This is a genomic window from Catellatospora sichuanensis (genome assembly GCF_007483665.1).
Classification (GTDB): Bacteria; Actinomycetota; Actinomycetes; order Mycobacteriales; family Micromonosporaceae; genus Catellatospora; species Catellatospora sichuanensis.
Genome location: NZ_VIQO01000026.1, coordinates 137,522 through 160,669 on the forward strand (window position 1 = coordinate 137,522; position 23,148 = coordinate 160,669).

Consider the following 23,148-nt stretch of genomic DNA (forward strand, 5'->3'; position numbering starts at 1 on the left):
GAGGACTGCGTTGACGACCGAAACCACCGACACCCTGGTGCTGCTGCGCGAACTCGAGCCGGTGGTGGAGACCAACCTCAACCGCCACCTCGCCACCGCGAAGGAGTGGTTCCCGCACGAGTACGTGCCGTGGAGCCAGGGCAGCGACTTCGACGGCCCGCTCGGCGGCCAGGCATGGGAGCCCAGCCAGTCGAAGCTGTCGGAGGTCGCCCGCACCTCGCTGATCGTCAACCTGCTCACCGAGGACAACCTGCCCAGCTACCACCACGAGATCGCGACGCTGTACGGCCGCGACGGCGCGTGGGGCACCTGGGTGCACCGCTGGACCGCCGAGGAGGGCCGGCACGGGGTCGCGATCCGCGACTACCTGCTGACCACGCGCGCCGTCGACCCGATCGCGCTGGAGCGGGCCCGCATGGTGCACATGGAGACCGGCTTCACCGCCGACCACCCCGACGTGCTCGGCTCCCTGTCGTACGTCTCCATGCAGGAGCTCGCCACCCGCGTGGCGCACCGCAACACCGGGCGCATCAGCGGCGACCCGATCTGCGACGCGCTGCTGGCCAAGGTCGCCGCGGACGAGAACCTGCACATGCTCTTCTACCGCAACCTGCTCATGGCCTCGTTCGAGCTGGTCCCGAACGCCACCATGGCAGCGATCCTGCGCGTGGTGAAGTCGTTCCAGATGCCCGGCCACACCATCGAGAACTTCGGCCGCAAGTCCGTGCAGATCGCCATGGCCGGCATCTACGACCTGCGCATCCACCACGACGAGGTGGTCATGCCCGTGCTGCGCCAGCTCAAGGTCCTGGAGCGCACCGGCCTGTCCGCCGAGGGCGAGCGCACCCGCGAGGAGCTGGTCGAGGTCCTCGGCAAGCTGGACGCGGCCGCCTCCCGCTTCGAGGACAAGCGCGCCGCCCACCAGGCCCGCGCCGCCGCCCGCGCCGCCTGACCTGGCGGCGGCCCAGCCCGGCCCGCCCTCACGCGTTGATCATGAACTTATGGCACGGTTCGACGGCGTTTCCTGGGCACAACTTCATGATCGATCAGGCCCCCCACCCAGCACGGGTGGGGGGCCTGATCGATCATGAAGTTAGGGGTGCGACACGCCGGTCAACCGTGCCATAGGTTCATGATCAACGCGTGAGGGCGGGGAGGCGCTGGGCGGTGGGGGCGGGTTCGGGTGCGGTGCCGGCTGGTTCGGTGGTGGTGGGCTGGGCCTTGGGGGTCGGTTTGCGGGTGGCGAGCCAGGAGCCGAGCAGGATCAGGACGAAGCCGAGGACAGTGGCCGGGGTGAGCGGTTCGGCTAGCAGGAGTACGCCGAGGCCGACCGCGACCGCGGGGCTCGTGTAGGAGACCAGGGCGGCGGAGCCGGCTCCGGCCAGGGCGATGAGTTTGTAGTAGACGAGGAACGCCAGGGCGGTGCTGAGCAGGCCGAGCGCGAGCACCGCGGCGGAGGCGTCCAGGCCGGGCAGGGTCTCGGGGGCGGCGAGCAGGCCCGCGGGCAGCAGCAGCACGCTGGCGATGCCGGTGGTGCCGACGACCACACCCAGCGGTGGTACGTCCGACAACTGCTTCTTCACCAGCGTGGTGGCCCCGGCGTACGACGCGCCGGCCAGCAGGACCAGGCCCGCGCCGACCAGTTCCAGGCGGTCGCCGCCACCGAGGTCGAAGCCGACCACCGCGGCCACGCCGACCAGGCCGACGAACAGTCCCGACAGCTTGCGGGCGCCCGCCCGCTCGGAGGCGTCGAAGCGCAGCGCCAGCACCGCGATCAGCAGCGGCTGCGAGGCCAGCAGCAGCGCGGTCAGCGACGAGCTGATGTGGATCTCGCCGTACGTGATGAGCAGCTGCGGGGCGACGACGTGCAGCAGCGACAGCGCCCCGATGGCGGCCCACTTCCCGTGCAGCGCGGCCAGCGCACCCCGCCGGTAGGCCAGCGGCAGCAGCACCGCCACGGCGATCAGGGTGCGGCCGAGCACGACGACCGGCGGCGACAGCTCCGTCAGCGCGATCTTGATGAACAGGTACGGGATGCCCCAGAGCACCGACATCGCGGCCAGCAGGACCCAGGCTTGACGCTTCATGTGCTCAGCCTGGCGCGCTAGAGTTGTTAGCGGTAGTGATGACTTACTTACGTGGCTTGCAGAGGTTCTAATGATCGACGTCCAGCGGCTGCGCATCCTGCGCGAGGTGGCCGAGCACGGCAGCTTCAGCGGCGCGGCGGCTGCGCTGCTGCTCACCCCGTCGGCGGTGTCCCAGCAGATTGCCGCGCTGGAGCGCAGCCTCGGCACGCCGGTGGTGGAACGGACCACCCGCGGCACCACCCTCACCGATCCGGGCCGGGTGCTGGTCGAGTCGGCCGGCGTGGTGCTGGCCGAGCTGGTGCACGCGCAGGAGCGCATCAGCCGGCTGGCGCAGGGCCGGGCCGAGCGGCTGGCCGTCGCGACCTTCATCAGCGGCGGGCAGCTGCTGCTCCCGCCCGCGCTGACCGGGTTCGCCGCGGCGCACCCGCGGGCCGAGCTGACCGTGCTGGAGAGCGAGACCGACGAGAGCCTGGCCCTGGTCCGCGAGGGCCGCGCGGAGCTGGCGCTGGTCTACCACTTCGACGGCCCGCCGCCGGTGCGACCGGGCGACCGCTCCGGCCTGGCCTGGACGCCGCTGCTCGAAGATCCGATGCGGATCGTGGTGCCCGCCGCGCACCCGCTGGCCGGGCGCGGCGGGGTCGACCTCGCCGAGCTGTCCGGGCAGCGGTGGGTGCAGGGCTGCGTCAGCGTCGGCGAGCTGCTCGACGGATACGCGGCGATCGCCGGGTTCGATGTCAACGTCTCCTGCAGCACCACCGACTACGGGTTCGCGGTGTCGCTGATCGCGGCCGGGGTCGGCATCGGCCTGATCCCGTCGGTGGCGCTGGCCGGGTCGCCGCCCGGGGTGTCGGTGCTGACCCTGCGTGCCCCGGCGCCGACCCGCTACATCGGCCTGGTCACCCGCCGCGGCAAGCAGTCCCCCCTGGTCGAAGAACTGACCCGCAACCTCCTGGCCGCCCCGGCAACCCTCGGCCTGCCCCGCCCCACCCCCACCCCGCCAGCGCCAGCGCCAGCGCCAGCGCCAGCGCGCAACTCTTGAAGACTTGTGGCCTCCGCAGGTGCAGGAGGCCACAAGTCTTCAAAAAGTTGCTGCAGGAGAGGACGGGGCGAGGCAGGGCGGGTTACTTGGCGATCGCCACCAGGGAGATGTCGTCGTTGAGGTCGGCGCCGACGTATTTGTGGTCGCCCGCGACGTACAGGCGGCACGGGTTGATGTCGGCCAAGCCCTTGGCGCTGTCGTGGCGGCACACCACGGCCTCGTGGTCGGCCGCCACCTTCAGCGAGCTGATCTTGTCGTTGCCGACCGGGCCGATCTCCGCCGACTCGTAGATGCCGATGCCGTACTTGTTGGAGACACCCTTGAAGTCGCGGTCCCGGTAGACCGTCATCCGCGCGCCGTTGCTCGGCCCGGCCAGCACCGCCATCAGGGAGATCTTGTTGTCGAGCAGGCTGCCCTGCAGCGAGTGCTCGCCCGCGCCGAAGGTGCGGCAGGGGCCGAGGTCGCCCTTGTTCGAGAAGTTCTTGCCGTCGTTGCTGCACGCCACGAAGCGGTAGCCGGGCTCCACCCGGAACGACGTGATCGCGTCGTTGCCGACGACGCCGAGCTGCCCCTGCCAGGCCTGGTGGATACCGGGCGTGTACTGCTGGGCCTTGCCGGTCAGACCGGCCTCGCTGTACACGGTCACCGCCGGGCCGCCCACCGCGATGAGGTGGATGTTGTCCTCGAAGTTCGCGCCCAGCGCCGGGTGGTCGCCCGCGGTGAAGAACCGGCACGGGCCGACCTGGCCGCTGTTCACGCCCGCGTCGCGGTCGTGCTGGCAGACGATCGCCTCGTGCCCGGCGGCCACCTTCATCGACGTGGTCTCGGTGTCGACCTGGTTCAGCTCGCCCGCACTGGCCTCGAAGCCGCCGACGCCGAGCGGCTGCGAGTCACCGGAGAAGTTCGTCCCGGTGTACGCCGTGACGCCCTTGCCCTTGGCGGGGCCGGACAGGACGGCGATCATCGACGCCTGGTCGTTGAGATCCGCGCCGACGAACTCGTGCTGGCCGGGGCCGTAGTAGCGGCACATGCCCAGGTTCAGCGCGTTGGTGCGGCCCTGGGAGCTGTCGTCCTGGCACACCACGACGCGGTAGCCGGGACCGATCTTCATCGAGCTCATCTTGTCGTTGCCGACCGAGCCGAGCTCGCCCTTGGCGTTGTCGTGCACGCCCGCGCCGAGCGCCTGGAAGGAGCCCTTGAAGTCGCGGTCACCATAGATCATGACCGGTGAAGCGGCCTGCGACGGCGCGTACCGCACCCGGTAGATCTTCGCGCCGGCCTTGGTGGGATCGGCACCGGTGTCCGGGTACAGGCCGGTGAAGTAGAGGCCGTCCTGGCCGACGGCAAGCCCGGCGACCGTCGTCTTGCCGCTGCCGTTGTACTCGACCAGCGTCTTCGGGCCGGTGACGGAGCCGTCGCCGTTGAACCCGAACTCGACGATGCGCTTGCCCTTCTCCTGCGGCCCGCTGGCGTAGGTCGGGCCGCTCTCGGAGACGAACGCGTGGCCCCATTTGTCCTCGGGGAAACCGCCCGCGTGGTGGTCGCTCTGCTCGGTGAAGGTGATGTTCACCGGCGCGTGCGTGCGCTCCCAGTAGTAGAGCGCGTTCTTCTTCATGTCGTTGACGCTGCCGCCCCAGCCGTAGTCCGTGCCCTTGGTGATGCGGGCGAGGCGGTCGTTGGCGCCGGGGCCGTTCTCCACGGAGTAGTGCTGGCCGTCGGCCGCGCGCCAGGCGCCGCCGAACGGGTTGCGCAGGCCGTACGCGAAGATCATGTCGCGGGCGCTGATGCCGTCGTCGTCGTTGTAGAACGGGTTGTCGCTGGGCACCGACCCGTCCAGGTTCAGCCGCAGCACCTTGCCCCGCGCCGAGTCCTTGTCCTGCGCCGTGTCGGGCTCCATGGCGTCGCCCATGTGCACGTAGAGCTTGCCGTCGGGCCCGAGGCTCAGGTTCGAGATCTGGTGCGAGGCGCTCTGCGGCTCGTCGTCGAGGTCCAGGATGGTCTTCTGCGAACTCGCCGTCCTGCCGCCGTCGGTGCTGTGGAAGCGGACGACCTTCGGGTAGTAGTTGTCGCCGTCCTTGTAGACCATGGACGCGAAGATGTCGCCGGTCTCCGGCTCGATGACCAGGCCGGCCACGCCCATCTCACCGCTGCCCGGGAAGGCCTTGGTCGGGTCGTAGTCGAGCAGGTCGTCGGCGTACGTGGCGACCGAGTAGTCGCCCTTGACGACCTTGATCTTGCCGTAAAGCTCGGTCACGTAGAACATCGGCTTCGACGGGTCGGCCACGTGGCCGGGCACCATGGCGATGTTGACCGGCAACTGGAACCCGCCGGCCACCTCCTCGACCTTGTAGCCGTCCTGCTTGACGACCCACTGCGGCGCGTCGGGCAGCGGCTTCTGCTCCTTGGCCGTGCGGAACGGACGCTCGGACCAGTTGCTCCACTCGGTGCCCGGATCGCCGCTGCTGTCCTTGAAACGGACCCGCAGCTCGTAGTCCTTGTCCGGGATCAGGTCGGTGCGGCCGGCGTGCGAGTTCTCGAAGACGCCGTCGCCCATGTGGATGTGGTTGCGCAGCACGCCGCCGGTGCAGCCGCTGGCCCAGACGCGCTCGCCGCCGCCGGTGACGATCTCCCATTCGCTGCACAGGTGCGCGTCGCCGTCGGGGTCGCTGAAGGGGGCGGCCTCCATATGCACGTCAGCGGCGCTGACCAGCATGTTGTCGGCACCGGGCTCGGTGATGGTGGGCGCGACCGGCGGCGCCGCGGCGTGCGCGGCCGGGCCGGGCATGGCGATCGAAAGAAGTCCTGACATCAGCGCCGCACCGACGGGCAGCGATCTCCGATGACCCATAGCGTGAAAGCCCTCCATCTCGTGTGGTGTCGCTGACAGTGCGCCAGGCTAACGAGCGGAATGCATAAAACAGGCTCTTACACGCTGATGACTCCAAATAAGCCCTAATTTCCCCAATACGCGTGGAGATGGGAATTGTCGGGAACTAAACAGCTGCGCCCGCCCCACGGAAACGGGGCGGGCGCAGCTTTTCGCAACGCGGGTGTCAGCTACGCGTGCAGGTCAACGCGGGTACCGCGTTGGCGGAGTTGTTCCAGGTCCCGGTGAATCCGAACGACGTCGTCGCATTCGGGCCGAGGTTGCCGTTGTAGCCCATGTTGCGCACGCTGTGGCTCGCGCCGCTGGCGGTGTCCTGGGCGTTCCAGATCTGCGTGATGGTCTGACCGTTGGCGAACGTCCAGGTCACGGTCCAGCTGGTGCTGGCGGTGGCGCCGTTGGTCACGGTCACTCCGGCCTGGAAGCCGCCGGGCCACTGGTTGGTGATCGCGTACGTCGCCGTGCAGCCGCCCGTGCCGCCGCCGGTCTGCGTGGTCACGCTCACCGTGGACGAGCGCGTCGAGCGGTTGCCCGCGGCGTCCTTGGCGTACACGGCCAGGGTGTACTGCGTGGCGGCGGTCAGGCCGGTCAGCGACGCGGAGTTGCCGCTCGGCGAAGCCAGCACCGTCTCCGTCGAACCCGACACCCGCACCACGTCATACCCGGTCACCGCGACGTTGTCCGTCGACGCCGTCCAGGACAGGCTCAGCGAGGACGAGGTCACGCTCGACGCGGACGGCGTGCCCGGCGTCGTCGGGGCCTGCGTGTCGCCGCCGGTGCCCGACGTGGTCACGTTCACCGTGGACGAACGCGTCGAACGGTTGCCCGCCGCGTCCTTGGCGTACACGGCCAGGGTGTATTGCGTGCCCGCGGACAGGCCGGTCAGCGACGCCGAATTGCCGCTCGGCGAAGCCAGCACCGTCTCCGTCGAACCAGACACCCGCACCACGTCATACCCGGTCACGCCCACGTTGTCGGTCGACGCGGTCCAGGCCAGCGACAGCGACGACGAGGTCACGTTCGACGCCGTCGGGGTGCCCGGCGTCGTCGGGGCCTGCGTGTCGCCGCCGGTGTTGTAGATGGTCGCCTGCGTCGAGGTGGTGGACAGGCCGTTCGCGCCGGTGATGTAGCGGTTGCCCCAGGTGCTGCGCTGGGCCGGGTTGAAGCTCGTCACCATGTCGAGGTATTCGACGCCGCCGCCGTTGCCGCTCCACGACCAGCCCATGTTGCCGATACCGGCGGTCTGGGTCTTGGCCATGATGGTGGCCTCGTCGGGGTTGCCGTCCGAGTGGTTGTCCCCGAACTCGCACACGCACAGCGCCAGGTTGCGGCTGGTGAACGAGTCGATGTACGCGTTCACCTCGGCGGCGGTGTCGAACACGCCGTACATGTGCACGCTGAAGATGGTGTTGCCGGTGGTGTCGGCGGCCAGCACGCTCGGCGCGTTGTCGCGCATCGTGAACGACCAGTCCTGGCCCCAGTTCGGCGCATCCACCATGATCGTGTGCTGGAACCCGGCGCTGCGCAGCCGCTGGATGGCGCTCTTGGTGGCGTCGGTCCAGTTCGGGGTGACCGCGTTGTTGCCGATCGGCTCGTTGCCGATGTTGAGGATGACGTAGTTCTCCTGGCCGGTCAGCGCGCTCTGGATGCTGATCCAGTAGTTCACCGCCGCGTCCAGGCTGACCGAGCCGCTCTGCTCACCGAAACCGGTGGTGTCGTGGTTCTCCAGTACGCAGATCAGCTTGTTGGTCTTGCACAGCGAGATGACGTTGGCCACGTCGCTGGCGGTGTTGGTGGTCCAGCGCCCACCGGACAGCACCACCCGCACGGAGTTGGCCCCGGCCGCCTTGATGTTGGCGAAGGAGCTGGTCTGGGTGGCGTACCAGGCGTGCGGGTGGTTGATGCCGCGCAGCTTGAGGGCGGTGCCGTTGGCCTCGACGAGCCTGCCGTTGGATACCCGGATGCCGGTGGCGGCCTGCGCCGGCTGGCTGAAGGCCACCACGGCGGCGGCCAGCGTCAGTATGGACGCAGCCGCGAGCGCGATCTTTCGTTTCATGTTCACCTCGGAGGGAGCAGCCCCGCCGGCGTTGCCGACACGGGGGACGGACACGAGGACTCGGGATGACGCAGCCCGACGGCTCCCTACAAGCGTCGGCATCAGCATAGGCGGATGCAACGATGCAAGCAACCGGTTAAGGTGCCCTCTCCGGCTGCCACACGTCCCGTGGTCGAGTCCGGACTGAACCGGTTCACCCCAGAACTCCCTACCCGGCGGACCGGCGAACATGTCCGACAGGCCAGGTCCCGCCGCCGACCGGCCACAGCCTGACCGGCGGGCCGGTAGCCGTAAATCGTCCTACGTATCATGCGACGGCACGATCATCACCCACGGGAGGATGCAACACCCCATGAGACTGCCCATCCCTCGCCGCCTGCTGGCGGTGGTCGCCGTCGCCGCAGCCGCCCTCGCGCTGAGCCCGGCCCCCGTCCACGCCGCCGGCCACACCACGGCCAGCCTCCCAGACATCACCATCGGCACCACCGGTGCGCCCGGCAAGGCGTTCCAGCTTTCCGCGTTCACCGAGGGGGGCACCGTCGGCGGAAAGGTCACGCTCGACTTCAGCAAGCTCGACGGCATCGCCACCCCGTCGTTCCCGGCCAAGGACATTCCCTGCGCCGTCACCGGGCTTACCGGTGTCTGCAACCTGCCCGACGGCGGCGTCGGCGTCCTGATCCCGGTGCTGCTGGTCCCCGGTCCCGGGGCGACGGAGGGGGTCAAGGCCGAGATCACGGTGACCGCTCACGCCGGCGGCGTGCAGACCTCCACGGACACCGGCGAGGTGACCGTCCGCAGCGGCGTGGACCTCGTGGTGCTGGACCAGGGCTCGACTCAGCACCCGAAGATCGGCGACGAGGTCGCCGTGCCGGTGAAGCTGACCAACGTCGGGGACAAGGCGGCGCCGTCGCTTGAGTTCTTCTTCCGGTTCACCCACGGCATCGAGCCGGCGCGGTACACCAACTGCCTGTACGCCCCGTGGGAGGAGCGCGGCGGCACCCACGTGCTGTGCACCATCGCGCAGTCCGTCGCGCCGGGCACGAGCTACCTCGTGCCGGGCGGCTTCAAGGCCACCGTCAAGGCCGACACCTCCATGACGGAACGCGGCGACATGATCGTGGCCGTCGGCGCGGAGATCTCGGCCGAGGTGCGTGCCCGGCTCGACTTCGAAAAGGCGACGTCGGGCCACGAGCTCACCCTCGTCGCGGAGGCCGCCCCGAAGAGCCGGGCGCTGGTCACCGAGATCGACGGCCAGGACAACTGGACGGACATGTCCTGGCGCGTGGAGACCGTTCTCGACCTGGCGGCGAAGGGCGCGGCCCTGACCGGTGCGGTCGGTGATGTGGTCACCGCGAACCTGGGTGTCACGAACAACGGCCCCGCGTCGGACAGCGACGAGGGCAGCGGGGACGGCGCCGTGGTGTACGGCGTCACCGTCCCGGGGTGGGCCAAGGCCGTGCAGGTCCCGGCCCGGTGCGTGGCGCTCGCGAAGGCCGCCGACGGCACGATCGACCCCCTCGGTTGGGGGCAGGCCGGTCACCGGCACTACCGCTGCCAGCCCGACGACCTCTTCGTCGGCGTCGGCGAGACGGTCACGGTGCCGTTCAGGTTCGAGATCGTCGCCGAGTCCGGCACGGACGGCGCGGTCGACCTGACCTCGATCGACATGGGCGAGCCGCACACCGACCCGAACAACGCGAACAACATTGCCAAGATCACGCTCGGCGGCGGTGACACCGATGGCAACGGCGGCACCGGCGGCGGCCTTCCGGTCACCGGCGTGCAAACCGGCGTCATCGCCGGCGTCGGCGGCGCGCTCGTGCTGCTCGGCGGCGTCGTGTTCCTGACGGCCCGCCGCCGGCGCATGCCGGTCGAACCGAGCTGACCCGGGGCTCAGGCTCAACGTGGCCGCCGGGCTGACGCCCGGCGGCCACCGTCGTTTTCGGTGCCGGCACGCCGAGGACGACCCGCACGAGAGTCGGCCCTGGCTCGACCGGGAAGGTCAGGCCTGCTCGACCGCTATCCGCAGACCTGCCGCGACCAGTCGGGCCGTCAGCGCGTCACCCATCGCCACCGCCGTGGTGACCTGCCCGCGGGTCGGCGGCAGCTCGTCGAACGCCAGGCACAGCGCCGACTCGGCCAGCATCTTCGCAGTCTCGCCGTAACCGGGATCGCCGCCCGACACCTCGGTGACCACCCGCCGCCCACCGCCTTCGCCGACGAACCGGGCGCTGAACCAGTTCTGCTCCCGCCGTGCCGCGCTCGGCCCCTGCCCACCCGGCAGCCGCCGCATCAGCAACCGCCGCACCGGGCCGAGCTGGGCCAGCACGAACAGCACCGCCGCCCCGGCAAGCGCGGCCAGCACGACCGGCAACCGCCGCACCACCGCGCTGTGGGTGTAGGCGAAGTCCGGGCCGTAGCGCGCCAGCGCCGCCGCGGACCGGCCCACGATCTGCGGATCGACCGTCGGCAGCGGCACCGCCCAGCCCTTGAGCCCGCTCTCCGGCCGCACCCGGCGCAGGCCGCCGAGCGGGGTCCGGATGCGCCGGTCCGCCGGGCGGGGATCGAGCGCGCGGCGCTCGCGGGCCGCGCGGGCGGTCCGGCGCCGCCGGGAGAACGCCAGCAGCGCCGAGGCCAGCGTGCCGCCGGAGACCGAGCCGTGCGCCCGCACGTGGCCGTCGACCCGGATCGGCCCGTCGGCGGGCAACCGCCCGACCGTCAGGTACACGCCGAGGTCGTGTGGCACCGAGTCGAACCCGCACGCGTGCACCAGCCGGGCCCCGTTCGCCACGGCCGCGGCGTGGTGGCGCACGTACATGTCGTCGACGAACTCGGGCTCGCCGGTCAGGTCCACGTAGTCGGTGCCCGCCCGCGCGCACGCGGCCACCAGCGGCTCTCCGTGCAGCACGTACGGGCCCACGGTGCTGATCACCACGCGGGCCGCGGCGGCCAGCGCGGCCAGCGACTCCGGGTCGGCGCTGTCGGCGTGCAGCAGCGGCAACTCCGCACAGCCGGGCACGGACGCGGCCAGCCGGTCCCGCACGGCCGCCAGCCGGTCCGGGTCACGCCCGGCGAGCGCCCACCGGCACCCGGCCGGCACTTGCCGCGCCAGATAGTCGGCGGTCAGCCCGCCGGTGAACCCGGTCGCGCCGAACAGCACGATGTCGTACGGTCGGCCTGCACCACGCCCGGCCTGCGGCGCGGCGTCGCCCGCCGTCCCGGCACGGGCCGCCGTCAGCGCTCCGCCCGCCGCACCGCTCGATGCCGTCCGGCCGCCCGCCGTCACCGTTCCGCCCGGTCCGGCCGAGTCGCCGGGCCGCGCCGAGTCGGCCGGTCGTGCCGCGCCGCTCGGGAGATAACCGGTGGACAGCACCGTGGCGCCGTCGAGTTCCAGCGGCCGCCACGAGGGTGCACCGCTGCGCCCGTGCTTGGGGTCGATGCCGACGAGCACCCGGCCGCCCGCGCGCACCCGCACGTGCCGGGCCTCCCAGTCGACGGTCGCCCGCTGCCGGATCCGGCCGGTGCAGCGCCAACTGCGGTCGCGGAAGCCCACGATCTGCGAGTGCCCGTGGATCTGCCCGAACGGGATGAAGCCGCCGGTGGCGTGGAAGCTGAGCCACTCGCCGTACAGCTCGGCTCCGGCCTCGGCCCACAGCGGCCCGGCCTTGCCGTCGGCGTCGGTGTAGAAGCCGCGCCACAGCAGCGGCTCGGGGCGCTCGTCGAGCAGCCGGGCCGCGGCCGCGGCGGTGGCCGGCTCACCCAGCTCCTGCCAGCACGCGACCGTCAGCCCGGCATGGCTGAGCAGGTAGTCGTCATCGTCCGCGGTGCGCACCGCCGCCGCCACGCGCAGCCTGCCGTCGTCCCACCAGGTACGCAGCAGGCTCGCGTCGGCTTCGGACAGCCGTTCCGGGAAGAAGCGGTCACCACCGGGCAGATACTGCGACTCGTGGTTGCCCAGCAGCTGGATCCACTGCTCCGGCTGGTCGTCGAGACGCTCGCCGACGATGCGCAGCACGCCCGAGCTGTCCGGGCCGCGGTCGACCAGGTCACCGACCTGGACCACGGTCAGATCGGCGGGCAGCCGCAGGTCCTTCTTACGCGCCCCGGCCGCGATCAGCGCCGCACGGAGCTGATCCGGGAAGCCGCCGACGTCCCCGATGACGATGACCCGGCTCATCCGCCCTCCTCCGTCTCGCGCCGCAACATTACCCACGGCCGGTCCGGCGCGGTTCGGCCGACCGGGCGTGGGCCGCGCGCACGACGCCCCGGTGCCGGGTGGGTTCCGTTCACGGCACGGGACGACTTGGCGTCGATGCCCGACAACGGCGAAGATACGGGCGTGCAGACAGACCGCGCGTTCGTCGGGCGCAACGAGACTCTGCAACGATTCCTGCGCGCTGTGGCGGAGCCACCCGCGGTGCTGTTCGTCGCGGGCGAGGCGGGCAGCGGCAAGACCAGGCTGATCAACGAGTGGCGCCGGCAGGCCGCCGTGACGGTGCTCGCCGCTGCCTGCCCGCCCATCCGGCCACCGCTGCCCCTGGCCGCGGCGACCGGGCTGCTGCTCTGCGCCGAACCGCACCTGGCCCCGGCGTCCACGTTGAACCCCCTGCTGGGCGCGCTGCGGCCGCTGCTGCCCGAACTCGCCGACCGGATGCCGCCGGACCTGCCGAGCCTGGCCGACCCCGCCGAGGACCGCCACCGGATGCTGCGGGCGATCCGCGCGCTGCTGGGTTCCCTGGGGCGGGTCACGCTGGTCGTCGAGGATCTGCAATGGATCGACCCCGATTCGCGTGACCTGCTGTCGCTGCTGCTGTCCGCGCCGCTGCCCGAGGTCTGCCTGGTGCTGTCGTACCGGCCCGAGGAGCTGGCGGTGTCCGGGCTGCCGCTCGGCGTCGCCGCGGCGTACGCGCCGCAGATGCGCTCGGACACCGTGCGCGTGCACCCCCTGCAGGCCGACGACGTACGCCGTCTGGTGCGCCAGGTCCGGCGGCAGGACCCCCCGGCCGACTTCACCGCCCGGCTCACCGCGGTCACCGGCGGCGTGCCGCGCGTCATCGAGGACGTGCTCGAACAGCTGCGCGTACCGGGCGAGGATCCCGACGGCTTCGGCGGCGGCCGCTTCGCCCCACCGGCACGGCTGCGCGAGCTGACCAACGCCCGCGTCGCCGCGCTGTCCACCGCCGGGCGGCGTATCGCCGAGGCGGCGGCCGTGCTCGACGAACCCGTCGCCGAGGAGCTGCTCGCCGAGGTGTCCGGGATGGACGCGGGCGAAGGCCGCGACGCCCTCGTCGAGGTGCTGACCGGGGCGGTGCTCGCCGAGGCCGAGGACGGCCGCTACGGCTACCGGATCCCGCTGGCCGCCCGCGCCGTGTACGAGGTGATGCCCGGCCCTTGGCGCCGTGAACTGCACAGCCGGGCCGCGGTCGCGCTGGCGCACGGCAACGCGGCCCCGCAACTGGCCCGGCTGGCCCACCACCACCGCCGCTCGGGCCAGCACAAGGCCTGGATGCGCCACGCCGAGGCGGCCGCCGAGCGCTACATCGCCGACGGCGACAACGAGTCCGCGATCGCCACCCTGGAGGAGGTGCTGGCCGACCAGACCGTGCCGCGCAACGTGCGCACCCGGCTGACGATCCGGCTGGCGCAGACCGCCGAGGTCGGCCGCCGCTCGGACCAGACCGTCGCCCTGCTGCGGCGCATCATCGCCGACGACCGGCTGCCCGTCGCCGCCCGCGGCGAGCTGCGGCTCAAGCTGGGCCTGGTGCTGATGAACCAGGCCGGTGAGTACGTCGAGGGCGCGGCCGAGGTGGAACAGGCTGTCGACGAGCTGCACGAGCGCCCCGCGCTGGCGGCCCGCGCCATGGCCGTGCTCTCGTGGCCGGTGCTGCACTTCTCCTCGTTCAGCAACGACCTCGGCTGGCTGGAGCGCGCCGAGGAGGCCGCCGCCGCCTGCGACGACGACGCCATCAAGATGGCCGTGCTCGCCAACCGGGCCACCCTGCTGATGAACTGCGGCGATCCGGCGGCCTGGACGGTGGCGCAGCGGCTGGCCACCGAGGGCGGCTCGAACCTGGCCGTACGCCAGCAGGTCGCCCGCGGCCTGCAGAACCTGGCCGACGCGACCATCCTGCTGGGCCGCCACCGTGCCGCCGAGGACTTCCTGCGCCAGGCCACCGAGCTCGCCGACCAGGTCGGCGCATCGGTCACCAGCACCACCGCCCGGTGCACCATGCTGCGCCTGGACTGGGCGATGGGCCGGTGGCCGGGACTGGCCGACCGGGCCGTCGAGTTCACCGGGCCGGACGGGCCCACCACCGAGGTCGAAGGGCACCTGGTGACCGGGCAGTTGGCGATGGCGCGCGGCGACTGGGACACCGCCGAGTCCTCGTTGGCCGCCGCGGGCGTGGCCGCGCCGCACACCAGCACCGTGCCGGTGGTCGCCGCGGCGTCCGGCGCCCACATCCGGGTGCTGGCTGCTCGCGGGCAGCTCGACGAGGCCGTCGCGGAGACCCGGCGGGCCGTGGCCCGGGTGCGCGCGAAGGCCATCTGGAACTGGGCCGCCGAGCTGGCCCCGTACGCGGTGCACGTGCTGGGCCAGGCCGGGCTGACCGGGGAGGCGCGCAGCCTGGCCGAGGAGTTCGCGTCAGGCATGCGAGGGCTGGAGTCGCCGCTCGCCGAGGCCTCCCTGGAGCTGTGCCGGGGGCACCTGCTCGCCGCCGAGGACCGCCACGCCGAGGCGGTGGCCCACTTCGCCGGAGCGGCGAAGGGCTTCGCGGCGCAACCGCGGCCGTACGAGGCGGCGCAGGCCGAGGAGGGGCGGGCCCGCAGCGAGCTGGCCCTGCGACCCGGCGACACCGACGCGCTGGCGGCGCTGGCCGCGGCCGGCGCCGCCTTCACGGGTCTGGGTGCGGGCTGGGACGCCGCCCGCTGCCAGCACACGCTGCGCGAGCACGGAGTCGTCGCGCGGGGCGGACGGCCGGGCTACGGCGGCGGCCTCACCCCCCGGGAACGGGAGGTGGCCCGGCTGGCCGCGCAGGGGCGCACCAACCGCGAGATCGCCCAGATGCTGTTCCTGTCACCGCGCACCGTCGAGCAGCACGTGGCCCGCTCGCTGCACAAGCTGGGTGTCCACTCCCGAGCCGAACTGGCGGGGGTGGAGCTGGACCTGCCTGGTTGAGTGGGCGAATCATGAGGACGTGCCCGGGCCGGGGCCGAGCACAGCGAGCGGCCCCCGGAACCGTTGCCGGAACCGGAGGCCACCTCCTCCCCAGGCCCCGTCGGCGGCCCTGGCACTGGCCGGACGACGGTGGATCGAGCCTGTCGTTCGTGCTGGTGGTGAGGGAGCGACGATCGGCCGCTCCCCCACCTCAGGGTCGTACGCCGTCAGCTCTGGATGACGACGCATCTCCCTGCCACACCGCTCAGCGAGAGCACTGGTTCCGACCGGCGGTGACCGGCCGTTACCGCAAACCGTTCGGGAACCCCCGACGGGGGTGCGAATCCACCCAGCGACACGGAGACGAAGTCACGTGTCGCTGGGGAGTCGCTCGGCGGTTCCCAGGTGGTCCACCCATGTCCTCAACGATCGCCGACCGGCTCTGTCGCGACAATCCGTAGAGCGCTGCGTAGCCATACGCAAGTAACCGTGGATACCTACGGATGGCCGCAAAACATGCAAATTGCAGCTCAGCCCCAGGGTGCGGTGATCGCGAAGGCGCACTCGCGGTCGAAGCCGGCGTCCCGGTCACGCCACCGGTCGATCCACAGCTCGTCACCGCGCAGGTGGACGTAGTAACCGCGGTAGTTGTGCGACTCCAGGTACACCGCACCGGGCACCGCGCCCGGCCGGACGCAGAACGTGGCGTCGGCCCGGAACAGTTGCGAGCCGTTGCTCTGCTCGTGGCGGATCCGCCAGTCGCGGTGGCGCAGGTAGCCGCCGTCGACGCCGACGAACGAGAAGCAGTTCCTGTCGGCCAGCCCCGCCACCACGGTGAACGTGGCCGCCTGCCGCACCCCGCCCGAACTGGCCGCGGTGACGCTGACGAGCGAGGCCAGGCCGCCGCCCTGCCGGACGAAACGGTCCGGGCGGTCGGCCGCGCGCAGCGAGCGCTGGCTGCCCGTGACCAGCGCCGACGAAGCCAGCGGCTGGCCGGGCGGCACGGGCGCGCCCGAGGACGCGCCGTTCGGCGACGGGTGCGCCGACGGCCGTGCCGCCGGGCTGCGCGGCAGCGACCGCGACGGCGCCTCCGCCGACGCGCTGACCTCACCGAACCCTTCGACGAAACCCCGCGAGCCCCCGGTGGCCAGCGCGACCGGCGGCGATACCGGCTGGTTCGCGGGTTGGGCCAGCGCCCAGCCGGTCGCCGCGGTGGTGAGCACGGCCGTGACCGCCGCGACGATCACGACCGGCCGCCGGGACCGCTTCGCCGCCGGCTCCCGCTCCTGCGCCGCGAGCTCCTCGACGGTCGCCGGCAGGCTCACCCGGGGCATGATCGTGGTCGCGTCGTCCTCGTTCAGCCGATGCTTGGTCACGCCAGGACGCTACCGACGGTCCCCGGTGATCGCGATCGGCTGTCCGACCGACGTCAGGCCGCCGCCCCGCCCGCCGCCGGCCGCGACGCCGCGGCACGCGCCGGGTAGCCGCGCCGCAGCAGCGCGTTCTCGGCGACCGTCCAGGCCGTCGAGGTGGCCAGGTAAAGCACCGCTGCCAGCGGCAACACCACGGCACTGACCAGAATGGCGTACGGCAGCACCCGGGGCAGCGTCGCCAGCAGGCCCGTCGGCGGCACGTCCTGCAACGCCGCCAGCCGTACGGCCCGCTGTGACGATGCCCACGCCAGCGCCGTCAGCACCGCCACCACACCACCGAACACGGCCAGATGCGGCAGCCAGGCGTCCGCCGGGGCGAGCAGGTGGGCGCTCAACGGCACCCCGAACAGCGTGCTGTCCAACAGCACGTTGGCCTGCCCGGCGACGGTGGCGCTGGCGAACAGCTGGTAGAGCACGATGAAGACGGGCATCTGGAGCAGCATCGGCAGCAATCCGGCCAGCGGCGATACGCCCGCCTCGCGGTGCAGCTCGGTCATGGCTTGGGCGAGGGCCGTCGTGTCCTTGCCGTACTTCTTGCGCAGGGCGGCCAGCTGTGGAGCGAGCGCGGCGCGCGCCCGCTCCCCGCGCACGGCGGCCCGGGTCAGCGGGTGCAGCAGCAGCCGGACCAGCATGGTGACCGCGACGACGGCCGCGGCCGCACCGCCGACGGGAGCGAGCACGGTGGACAGTTGGATCACGGCGGTGTGCGCAGCATGGAACAGCGAATCGAACATGGAGGAAGAACCCCTCTGCGGGTACGGCTGCCCGGCCGGGACGTGTCGACCGGCGGGCGAGGACGAGGACCGTGTGACCCGCGACCGGCGTATGCCGGGTCAGCAGGCCAGAGGGGTGAGTCCGGGTGCTCGGGGACGGGGGCGGCCCGCCGCGTCGGGGTCACGCTGGCGCAGCACGCCGGTGCGCCGGGACAGCTCGCGCAGCGCGAGGTCGATCGCGGCCCGGCCGGAAGGGCGACGGCCCATGCCGTACGCCGCGGCTACGGCAAGAGCGGTGACGAGCAGCAGGGCTGCCGCACCGGCGAGCATGCCGCCGAGGCTCGGCTGATCCGCCGTCGCGCCGGTGCACAGCACGGCCACCCACAGGGTCAAGGCCCAGCTGGAGGCGGCGGCGATCGGCACGCGGCAACGGTACCCGCACCGCGCAAGGTGCCGGCCGATCAGCCCCGTCGGCCGACGACCACGACCGCACCACGAGCGTCGCAGTGAACCAGGCGCGGAGTCAGGCCCGCGGCGGTGAACAGGGCGCAGGCCGTGTCCGACTGCTCGTCGCTGGTCTCCAGTAGCAGGTGACTCTGCGGGGCAAGCCAGTCCTCCGCACCGGACAGGATCAGGCGGGCGATGTCCAAGCCGTCGGGGCCACCGTCGAGGGCGACCACGGGCTCATGCAGCCGCGCCTCAGGCGGCATCAGCGCGATCGCGTCCGTCGGCACGTATGGCACGTTCACCACCAGCACGTCCACCCGGCCGCGCAGCGAGTCCGGCAGGGGCTCGTAGAGGTCTCCCTCATAGACGTGGCCGCCGAGCGGTTCCAGGTTGCGCCGGGCGCAGGCCACTGCGGCGGGCTCGATGTCGGCGGCGTGCACCTCGACGCCTCCGTACGCGGCCAGCACGGTCGCCGCCGCGCCCGACCCGCAGCACATGTCCAGCACCACGGCCCCCGGCCGCAGCAGCCGCGCGGCCTCCTCGACCAGCAGCTCGGTACGCCGACGAGGCACGAACACGCCCGGGTCCACGGCGATGCGCCGCCCGCAGAACTCAGCGAACCCGACGATGTGCTCCAGCGGCAGCCCGGCGACCCGGCGCGCGACCATCTCGTCCAACTCGTCCGGCCCGGCCGCGGCCGAGATCAGCAGGTCGGCCTCGTCCTCGGCGAACACGCAGCCCGCCGACCGCAGCGTGGTGATCACATCTGCCCGCACAGGCAACCCTCCCCCGACTGGGCCAGGCTACGCCAGGTGCTGCAGCAGTAGCTCGGACAGGTGGCCCGGGGTCCGCAGAGGTAGGTAGTGGTCGCCGTCCGGCACCGGTTCGCCGGTCGCGCCCGGCATCTCCGCGAGCAGCCGACGCGCGATGACCCCGATCTCCGGGTGATCGTGCACGCCCCACAACACCAGTGTCGGCACGGCGATCGTGGCGAGCCGCGGCAGCGCGTCCTCGTCCGGGAACAGGGCGTACGCCTCCGCGCCGACGCGCCGCCGGGCGTTGTCGGTGACCATGCGTTCGATCAGCGCGCCGCCCGGCGACCCGCTCCCGAGGCCCGCCCAGATGTCCAGCTCCAAGGTCGCCAGCAGGTCCGCGTCGCCGTCGCGCCGTGCCTGGTCGTACGCTGCCAGCTCGGGTGTTCGCGGCCAGTCCCATCCCGACACCGACGTGCCGACGAGGGCGAGCGAGGTGACCCGGTCGGGTTCCGCCAGCGCGAAGTCCAGCGTGGCCTCCCCGCCCATGCTCAGGCCCACCAGCGCCGCCCGGTCCACGCCCACGTAATCCAGCACCGCCCGCAGGTCGTCTACGTCGCGGTACGGCCGCGTCGGGTCATCGGAGCGGCCGAGCCCGCGGCCGTCGTACCGGATGACGGTGTGCCGTCGGGCCAGCGCCGGCACCACGCCGTCCCATAACCGGGAGTCCGTCCCGGCCCCGTGTAGCAGCACCACCGGCTCTCCCGAGCCGGTGACCTCCAGCCAGAGCCCGCCGACCCGCTCCCCATGTCCCGTCACGCGCCGCAGCATGCCAGCTCTTCGGCGAGCCCTCCAGCAACTCGCCCGCGGTGATCACCATAAGCCGGTCCTGGATAGGATCCGCGGTCATGCGGAAATTCGTGGCCGGCGTGCTGCTGGTCGGCCCCGGTGGGGCGCTGCTGCTGCAGGAGCGCGACGAGCACGCGCCGACCTTCCCGAACCAGTGGGCCTTCCCGGCCGGGGTGGCCGAGCCGGGTGAGCAGCCGCTGGAGGTCGCGCACCGCGAGCTGTTCGAGGAGACCGGCCTGCGCGTCGCCGAGCTGACCCTGTTCTGGGAGGGTCCGATGCCGCAGAGCCCGCTGTACGGATACCTCTTCCACGGCCGGACCACCGCGCGGCAGGAGGACGTCGTGCTCGGCGAGGGACGGGCCATGGTCTTCGTGCCCCCGGCCCGGATCGTGGACCTCGACCTGGCCGGGTACGCCCGCCCGGCCGTCACCGACTTCCTCGCTTCAGCCGACTACCAGCGGCACCTGCGGCCGCCAACCTGAGCAATGATCATGAAGTTAGGGGAGGGACACGCCGTCGAACACGTCCATAAGTTCATGATCAACGCGGAGGGTGGGGTCAGCCCAGGGCGGTGAGCGCGTCGCGTGCCTCGTCGCGGACCGCCGGGGATGCCGAGACGGCCAGCACGTGCTCCAGCGCCAGCCGGTAGGCCACCGCGTGCGCCTGCTCCGCCGGGACGGCGACGTCCGGCACGACCCCGGTGCCCTCCCAGTTGGCACCGGTCACCGGGTTGATCGACCGGGCCACCGGAACGGTGATCTCCAGGGTCGGCGTGATCGGGAAACGTTCGGTGGGGTGCGCGCCGCCGCGGGTCGTCTCGCCGATCAGCGTCGCCCGGCCCTGGGCCTGCAGGTTGTAGCAGAACTCCTCACCCGCCGAGAACGTATTACCGCTGATCAGCGCGTACACCGGCCGGTCGAGGTAGCGCTCGCCGGGCAGGTAGGCCAGGCTCCAGTACTGCCGGACGGACCCGCCCGCGCCGGACTCGATGCTGTTCAGGTGGGTCTCCCCGTCAGGGAAGAAGTAGCTGGTCCAGAAGATGGCGCCGTCCGGCGAGCCGCCCCGGTTGCGGCGCAGGTCGACGATCAGCGCGTCGGTTTGCGAGACCAGTTCCATCGCCGCGGCGATCGCCTTGCCGCCCAGTGCCGCGGCGGTCACCCCGCGCAGGTCCAGGCAGCCCACGTTGCCGTCGAGCCGCTCCACCCGGGCGACGCCGTGGTTGGTCACCCGCAGGTGCTCCCGGTACACCGCGTCGGCCTCGGCGGGGTCGACGGTGGTGTGCAGGCGCGCATCGCGGACGCGTACCCGCAGATGCTTGTCGGCGCAGTGCTCGGTGAGCCGGTGGGTGAGCGCGTCGGCGAGCGCCGCCTCGCCCAGGCCGTCGTACTCGCCCGCGTGGAGGCGGCGGCGGATGTCCGCCGCCGCCGGGACCGCGCGCTCGGGAAACACGTAGTGGGTGCACATGAGTTCCACGGCACGCTCGACCAGAATCTTCGGCATGGCCGACACCGTAGCCAGCCGGCCGCGGCTCGAACCGGCGGGTCAGGGCCCCGGGTTGTCGACGACCTCTCGTCACCGCAGCCGATGGCGCGGCCCGCTCGTCGACTGCACCGGCACCCGGGTCACCTGGGCCAGCCCGGCCACGTGCGCGGTCAGCCGGGCGCTGGTCAGCTCGCAGGCGGTGATGTCGGTGACCGCCAGCCAGGACATGTGTACGCCGCCGTCGGAGGAGATGCTCGCCGACCAGCGGGTGCCGGTGGGATGCGTGGCGATCACGGCGACGCCGACCCGGCCCAGGTCGGCCAGCAGCGCGTCCAGGTCCCGCAGTTGCTCGGTGTGCTCGCCCCACGGGTCGGCGACGAACAGCAGCTGGATGCCCCATGCGTCGCCGGAGACGTTGTTGATGCGGGCCGTCGGCATGTCCGCGGTCTGCGAGTCGTGCAGGACGGCGGCGTTGGCCGCGGCCCGGCGGCCGATCCGCGCCAGGGCGTCGCTGACCGACGAACTGGTGCGCACCCGGTCGCTGAGCGCACCGAGCGCCCGCATGTCCGCGCTGCTCAGCCCGGCGACGGTGACCGCAGCCCCGTCCGCCCAGCTGGCCGTGGCCGCCTCCGCGACCAGGTAGCGCAGCAGGTCGTCGCAGCGCTGCGGGTCGCCGAGCAGCGTCAGCAGGCCGGTGCGCTCGCCGTCGACGAACAGCTCGCCGCCCTGCGGCCAGGTGCCGATCTTCAGCAGGCCGGGCAGCAGCGACGGGGTTTCGACGCGGTCGGGCAGCCAGGACGACGCCGACAGCGACCACGTGTTGGGCCACTGCACGTCGAACGGCTCCGGCGCGTCCGCGCACGGCGCGGCGAGGATGATCGCGAGGTCGCCGCCGTGCTCCCAGGCGGCGGCGATGTCCGGCATCTCCCACGGCGCGCGGCCGCGCAGGCCTGCGGTGAGCTGGCGCAGCCCGGCGTCGAGCCGGTCGGTGGCGCGGTGCCGCGGCGGCATTTCCCGCGACCGGTAGCCCAGCGGGGTGCGCACGCCGCCGACGCCGCGTCGGCGGCCGACGCGCATCCGGTGCATGCGGCGGATCCGGCGGCGGACCACCACGTGCCCGGCGAGCACACCGGCCAGCGCCAGCCCGGCGCCGGCCGCGAGCACCCTGGTCCGGCCGGTGCCGGGGTCGGTCTCGTCCAGCGGTACGACGTGCGGCCGGGTGGCCGGGGAGGGCACCGCCGAAGCGGACGGCGCCGCAGCCGACGGCGTCGCCGCAGGTGTCGTCGCGGTCGACGGCGCGGGTGACACCGGGGGCGGGCTCGCCGGAGTGGACGGCGTGACCGGTGCCGGGGTGGCAGGCGGTGGCGGGGTGGCGGGCTGCTGCGGGGCGGGCGTCTCGACGGCGGGCAGCAGCAGCCGGCCGGTCGCGTGGCGGATCGCACCGCGGTCGTGCGCGTCGGCCGGCAGCACGATCCGCCAGCCCGGCTCGATGTGGTTCGGGTTGCGGATCAGCTGCGGGTTGAGCGCCGCGAGTTGCTGGTAGCGGTCGAAGTCTCCGGTGAAGCGCTGCGCGATACAGCCGAGGTAGTCGCCCTTCTTGACGACGTACACGGGGCGCTCGATGCGCTGGCGGGGCGGCGGGGCCTGATGCTGCACCGCCAGCGCGGCCGCGGGCGCGGCGGCAGCCAGTACGGCCTGGGGCAGTGCCGGTGCGGTGTACGCCAGGGCGGGCGCGGCACGGGGCAGCGCCTGCGCGGCCATCGGCGTCCCGGCGTACGGGGCCGCCGGGACGGTGGCCACCATGCGGGCGGCGCTGGGCGCGGGCAGGCTGGGCAGCGCCGCGGTCGCCACGCTCGCCCCGGCGAAGACGGCGACGAGTGCGCCCACCAGCACGGCCGCGACCCGCTGCTGCAGGCCGAGGCCGGGCAGCCGGGCGGCGCGGCGGCCGCTGATCCGCGCCCCGATCTCCACCAGGATGCCGAGTGTGAAGGTGGCCCAGGCGGCCCAGCCGGCCAGCGTGAGCACGCGCAGGAACAGGTCGCCGTTGTCGGGCGAGGTCAGCACGGCGGTGATCTCGTCGAGCGAGGGCACATGCCGGGGCAGCGGGTTGCCCGCGAGCTCCACCAGCAGCACGGGCACGCCCGCGACGATCGCCACGATCCCGGACAGCGCTGCCAGGCCGGCGAGCAGGCGCAGCGTCCAGTGGGGCCGGTTACGCCGGACTGGTGCCATGGTCTCGCCCTTTCGTGT

Annotated in this window: 16 protein-coding genes and 1 pseudogene; 5 read left to right on the forward strand and 12 right to left on the reverse strand. The window is 72.6% G+C overall.

From position 1 onward, the window contains the following. Positions 1–10 precede the first annotated feature (10 nt). The gene (locus FLL47_RS32445) at positions 11–952 is read left to right on the forward strand and encodes an acyl-ACP desaturase (RefSeq protein ID WP_246158943.1); all 942 of its coding nucleotides are present in this window, start codon (positions 11–13) and stop codon (positions 950–952) included. A gap of 184 nt (positions 953–1,136) precedes the next feature. On the opposite strand, the gene FLL47_RS32450 is transcribed toward FLL47_RS32445, so the two are convergent. Beyond that, positions 1,137–2,087 (reverse strand): DMT family transporter, encoded by a 951-nt coding sequence (locus FLL47_RS32450; protein WP_144126362.1) that lies wholly within the window; start codon positions 2,085–2,087, stop codon positions 1,137–1,139. Between the two features lie 70 nt (positions 2,088–2,157). Between FLL47_RS32450 and FLL47_RS32455 the strand changes: the two genes are divergently transcribed. Then, positions 2,158–3,126 carry a LysR family transcriptional regulator gene (locus FLL47_RS32455; RefSeq protein WP_144126365.1) on the forward strand — a complete coding sequence of 323 codons (969 nt, stop codon included), beginning with the start codon at positions 2,158–2,160 and terminating at the stop codon, positions 3,124–3,126. Between the two features lie 82 nt (positions 3,127–3,208). Here the strand turns inward: FLL47_RS32455 and FLL47_RS32460 are convergent, their stop codons facing one another. Together FLL47_RS32460 and FLL47_RS32465 are read right to left on the reverse strand one after the other, a co-directional pair. Beyond that, entirely contained in the window at positions 3,209–5,935 is a 2,727-nt protein-coding gene (locus FLL47_RS32460) for a PQQ-dependent sugar dehydrogenase (protein WP_186316036.1), read from the reverse strand. A 244-nt stretch (positions 5,936–6,179) separates the two neighbouring features. After that, the gene (locus tag FLL47_RS32465; protein WP_144126370.1) at positions 6,180–8,066 is read right to left on the reverse strand and encodes a cellulase family glycosylhydrolase; all 1,887 of its coding nucleotides are present in this window, start codon (positions 8,064–8,066) and stop codon (positions 6,180–6,182) included. A gap of 352 nt (positions 8,067–8,418) precedes the next feature. Here FLL47_RS32465 and FLL47_RS32470 point away from each other — a divergent pair, with 352 nt between their 5' ends. Further along, positions 8,419–9,951: an LPXTG cell wall anchor domain-containing protein gene (locus FLL47_RS32470; RefSeq protein ID WP_144126374.1), complete on the forward strand. Its 1,533-nt coding sequence runs from the start codon at positions 8,419–8,421 to the stop codon at positions 9,949–9,951. 117 nt (positions 9,952–10,068) lie between these two features. Here FLL47_RS32470 and FLL47_RS43720 read toward each other — a convergent pair whose 3' ends face one another. Further along, positions 10,069–11,229, reverse strand: a complete 1,161-nt coding sequence (locus tag FLL47_RS43720; protein ID WP_246158959.1) for a saccharopine dehydrogenase family protein — start codon at positions 11,227–11,229, stop codon at positions 10,069–10,071. Between the two features lie 630 nt (positions 11,230–11,859). Continuing rightward, a pseudogene (locus FLL47_RS44350) lies at positions 11,860–12,243 on the reverse strand (metallophosphoesterase); the annotation flags it as partial. Positions 12,244–12,405: 162 nt separating this feature from the next. On the opposite strand from FLL47_RS44350, the gene FLL47_RS32480 reads away from it, so the two are divergent. Next, positions 12,406–15,243, forward strand: a complete 2,838-nt coding sequence (locus FLL47_RS32480; RefSeq protein ID WP_186316037.1) for an AAA family ATPase — start codon at positions 12,406–12,408, stop codon at positions 15,241–15,243. Positions 15,244–15,752: 509 nt separating this feature from the next. On the opposite strand, the gene FLL47_RS32485 is transcribed toward FLL47_RS32480, so the two are convergent. The 5 genes from FLL47_RS32485 to FLL47_RS32505 form a co-directional block, all read right to left on the reverse strand. After that, entirely contained in the window at positions 15,753–16,598 is an 846-nt protein-coding gene (locus FLL47_RS32485) for an AbfB domain-containing protein (protein WP_144126382.1), read from the reverse strand. Positions 16,599–16,651: 53 nt separating this feature from the next. Beyond that, the gene (locus FLL47_RS32490) at positions 16,652–17,389 is read right to left on the reverse strand and encodes a YidC/Oxa1 family membrane protein insertase (RefSeq protein WP_144126385.1); all 738 of its coding nucleotides are present in this window, start codon (positions 17,387–17,389) and stop codon (positions 16,652–16,654) included. Positions 17,390–17,488: 99 nt separating this feature from the next. Then, positions 17,489–17,791: a DUF6412 domain-containing protein gene (locus tag FLL47_RS32495; protein WP_246158945.1), complete on the reverse strand. Its 303-nt coding sequence runs from the start codon at positions 17,789–17,791 to the stop codon at positions 17,489–17,491. Between the two features lie 38 nt (positions 17,792–17,829). Continuing rightward, positions 17,830–18,591, reverse strand: coding sequence for a putative protein N(5)-glutamine methyltransferase (locus FLL47_RS32500; RefSeq protein WP_144126388.1), 762 nt, complete (start codon positions 18,589–18,591; stop codon positions 17,830–17,832). Between the two features lie 27 nt (positions 18,592–18,618). Then, positions 18,619–19,386: an alpha/beta fold hydrolase gene (locus tag FLL47_RS32505; RefSeq protein WP_186316038.1), complete on the reverse strand. Its 768-nt coding sequence runs from the start codon at positions 19,384–19,386 to the stop codon at positions 18,619–18,621. Positions 19,387–19,475: 89 nt separating this feature from the next. On the opposite strand from FLL47_RS32505, the gene FLL47_RS32510 reads away from it, so the two are divergent. Next, positions 19,476–19,898 carry an NUDIX domain-containing protein gene (locus FLL47_RS32510; protein WP_144126394.1) on the forward strand — a complete coding sequence of 141 codons (423 nt, stop codon included), beginning with the start codon at positions 19,476–19,478 and terminating at the stop codon, positions 19,896–19,898. A 76-nt stretch (positions 19,899–19,974) separates the two neighbouring features. On the opposite strand, the gene FLL47_RS32515 is transcribed toward FLL47_RS32510, so the two are convergent. Together FLL47_RS32515 and FLL47_RS32520 are read right to left on the reverse strand one after the other, a co-directional pair. Further along, on the reverse strand, positions 19,975–20,916 hold the full coding sequence (locus FLL47_RS32515) for a S41 family peptidase (RefSeq protein WP_144126397.1): 942 nt from the start codon (positions 20,914–20,916) through the stop codon (positions 19,975–19,977). Between the two features lie 72 nt (positions 20,917–20,988). After that, positions 20,989–23,130: a LysM peptidoglycan-binding domain-containing protein gene (locus FLL47_RS32520; RefSeq protein ID WP_144126400.1), complete on the reverse strand. Its 2,142-nt coding sequence runs from the start codon at positions 23,128–23,130 to the stop codon at positions 20,989–20,991. Positions 23,131–23,148 lie beyond the last annotated feature (18 nt).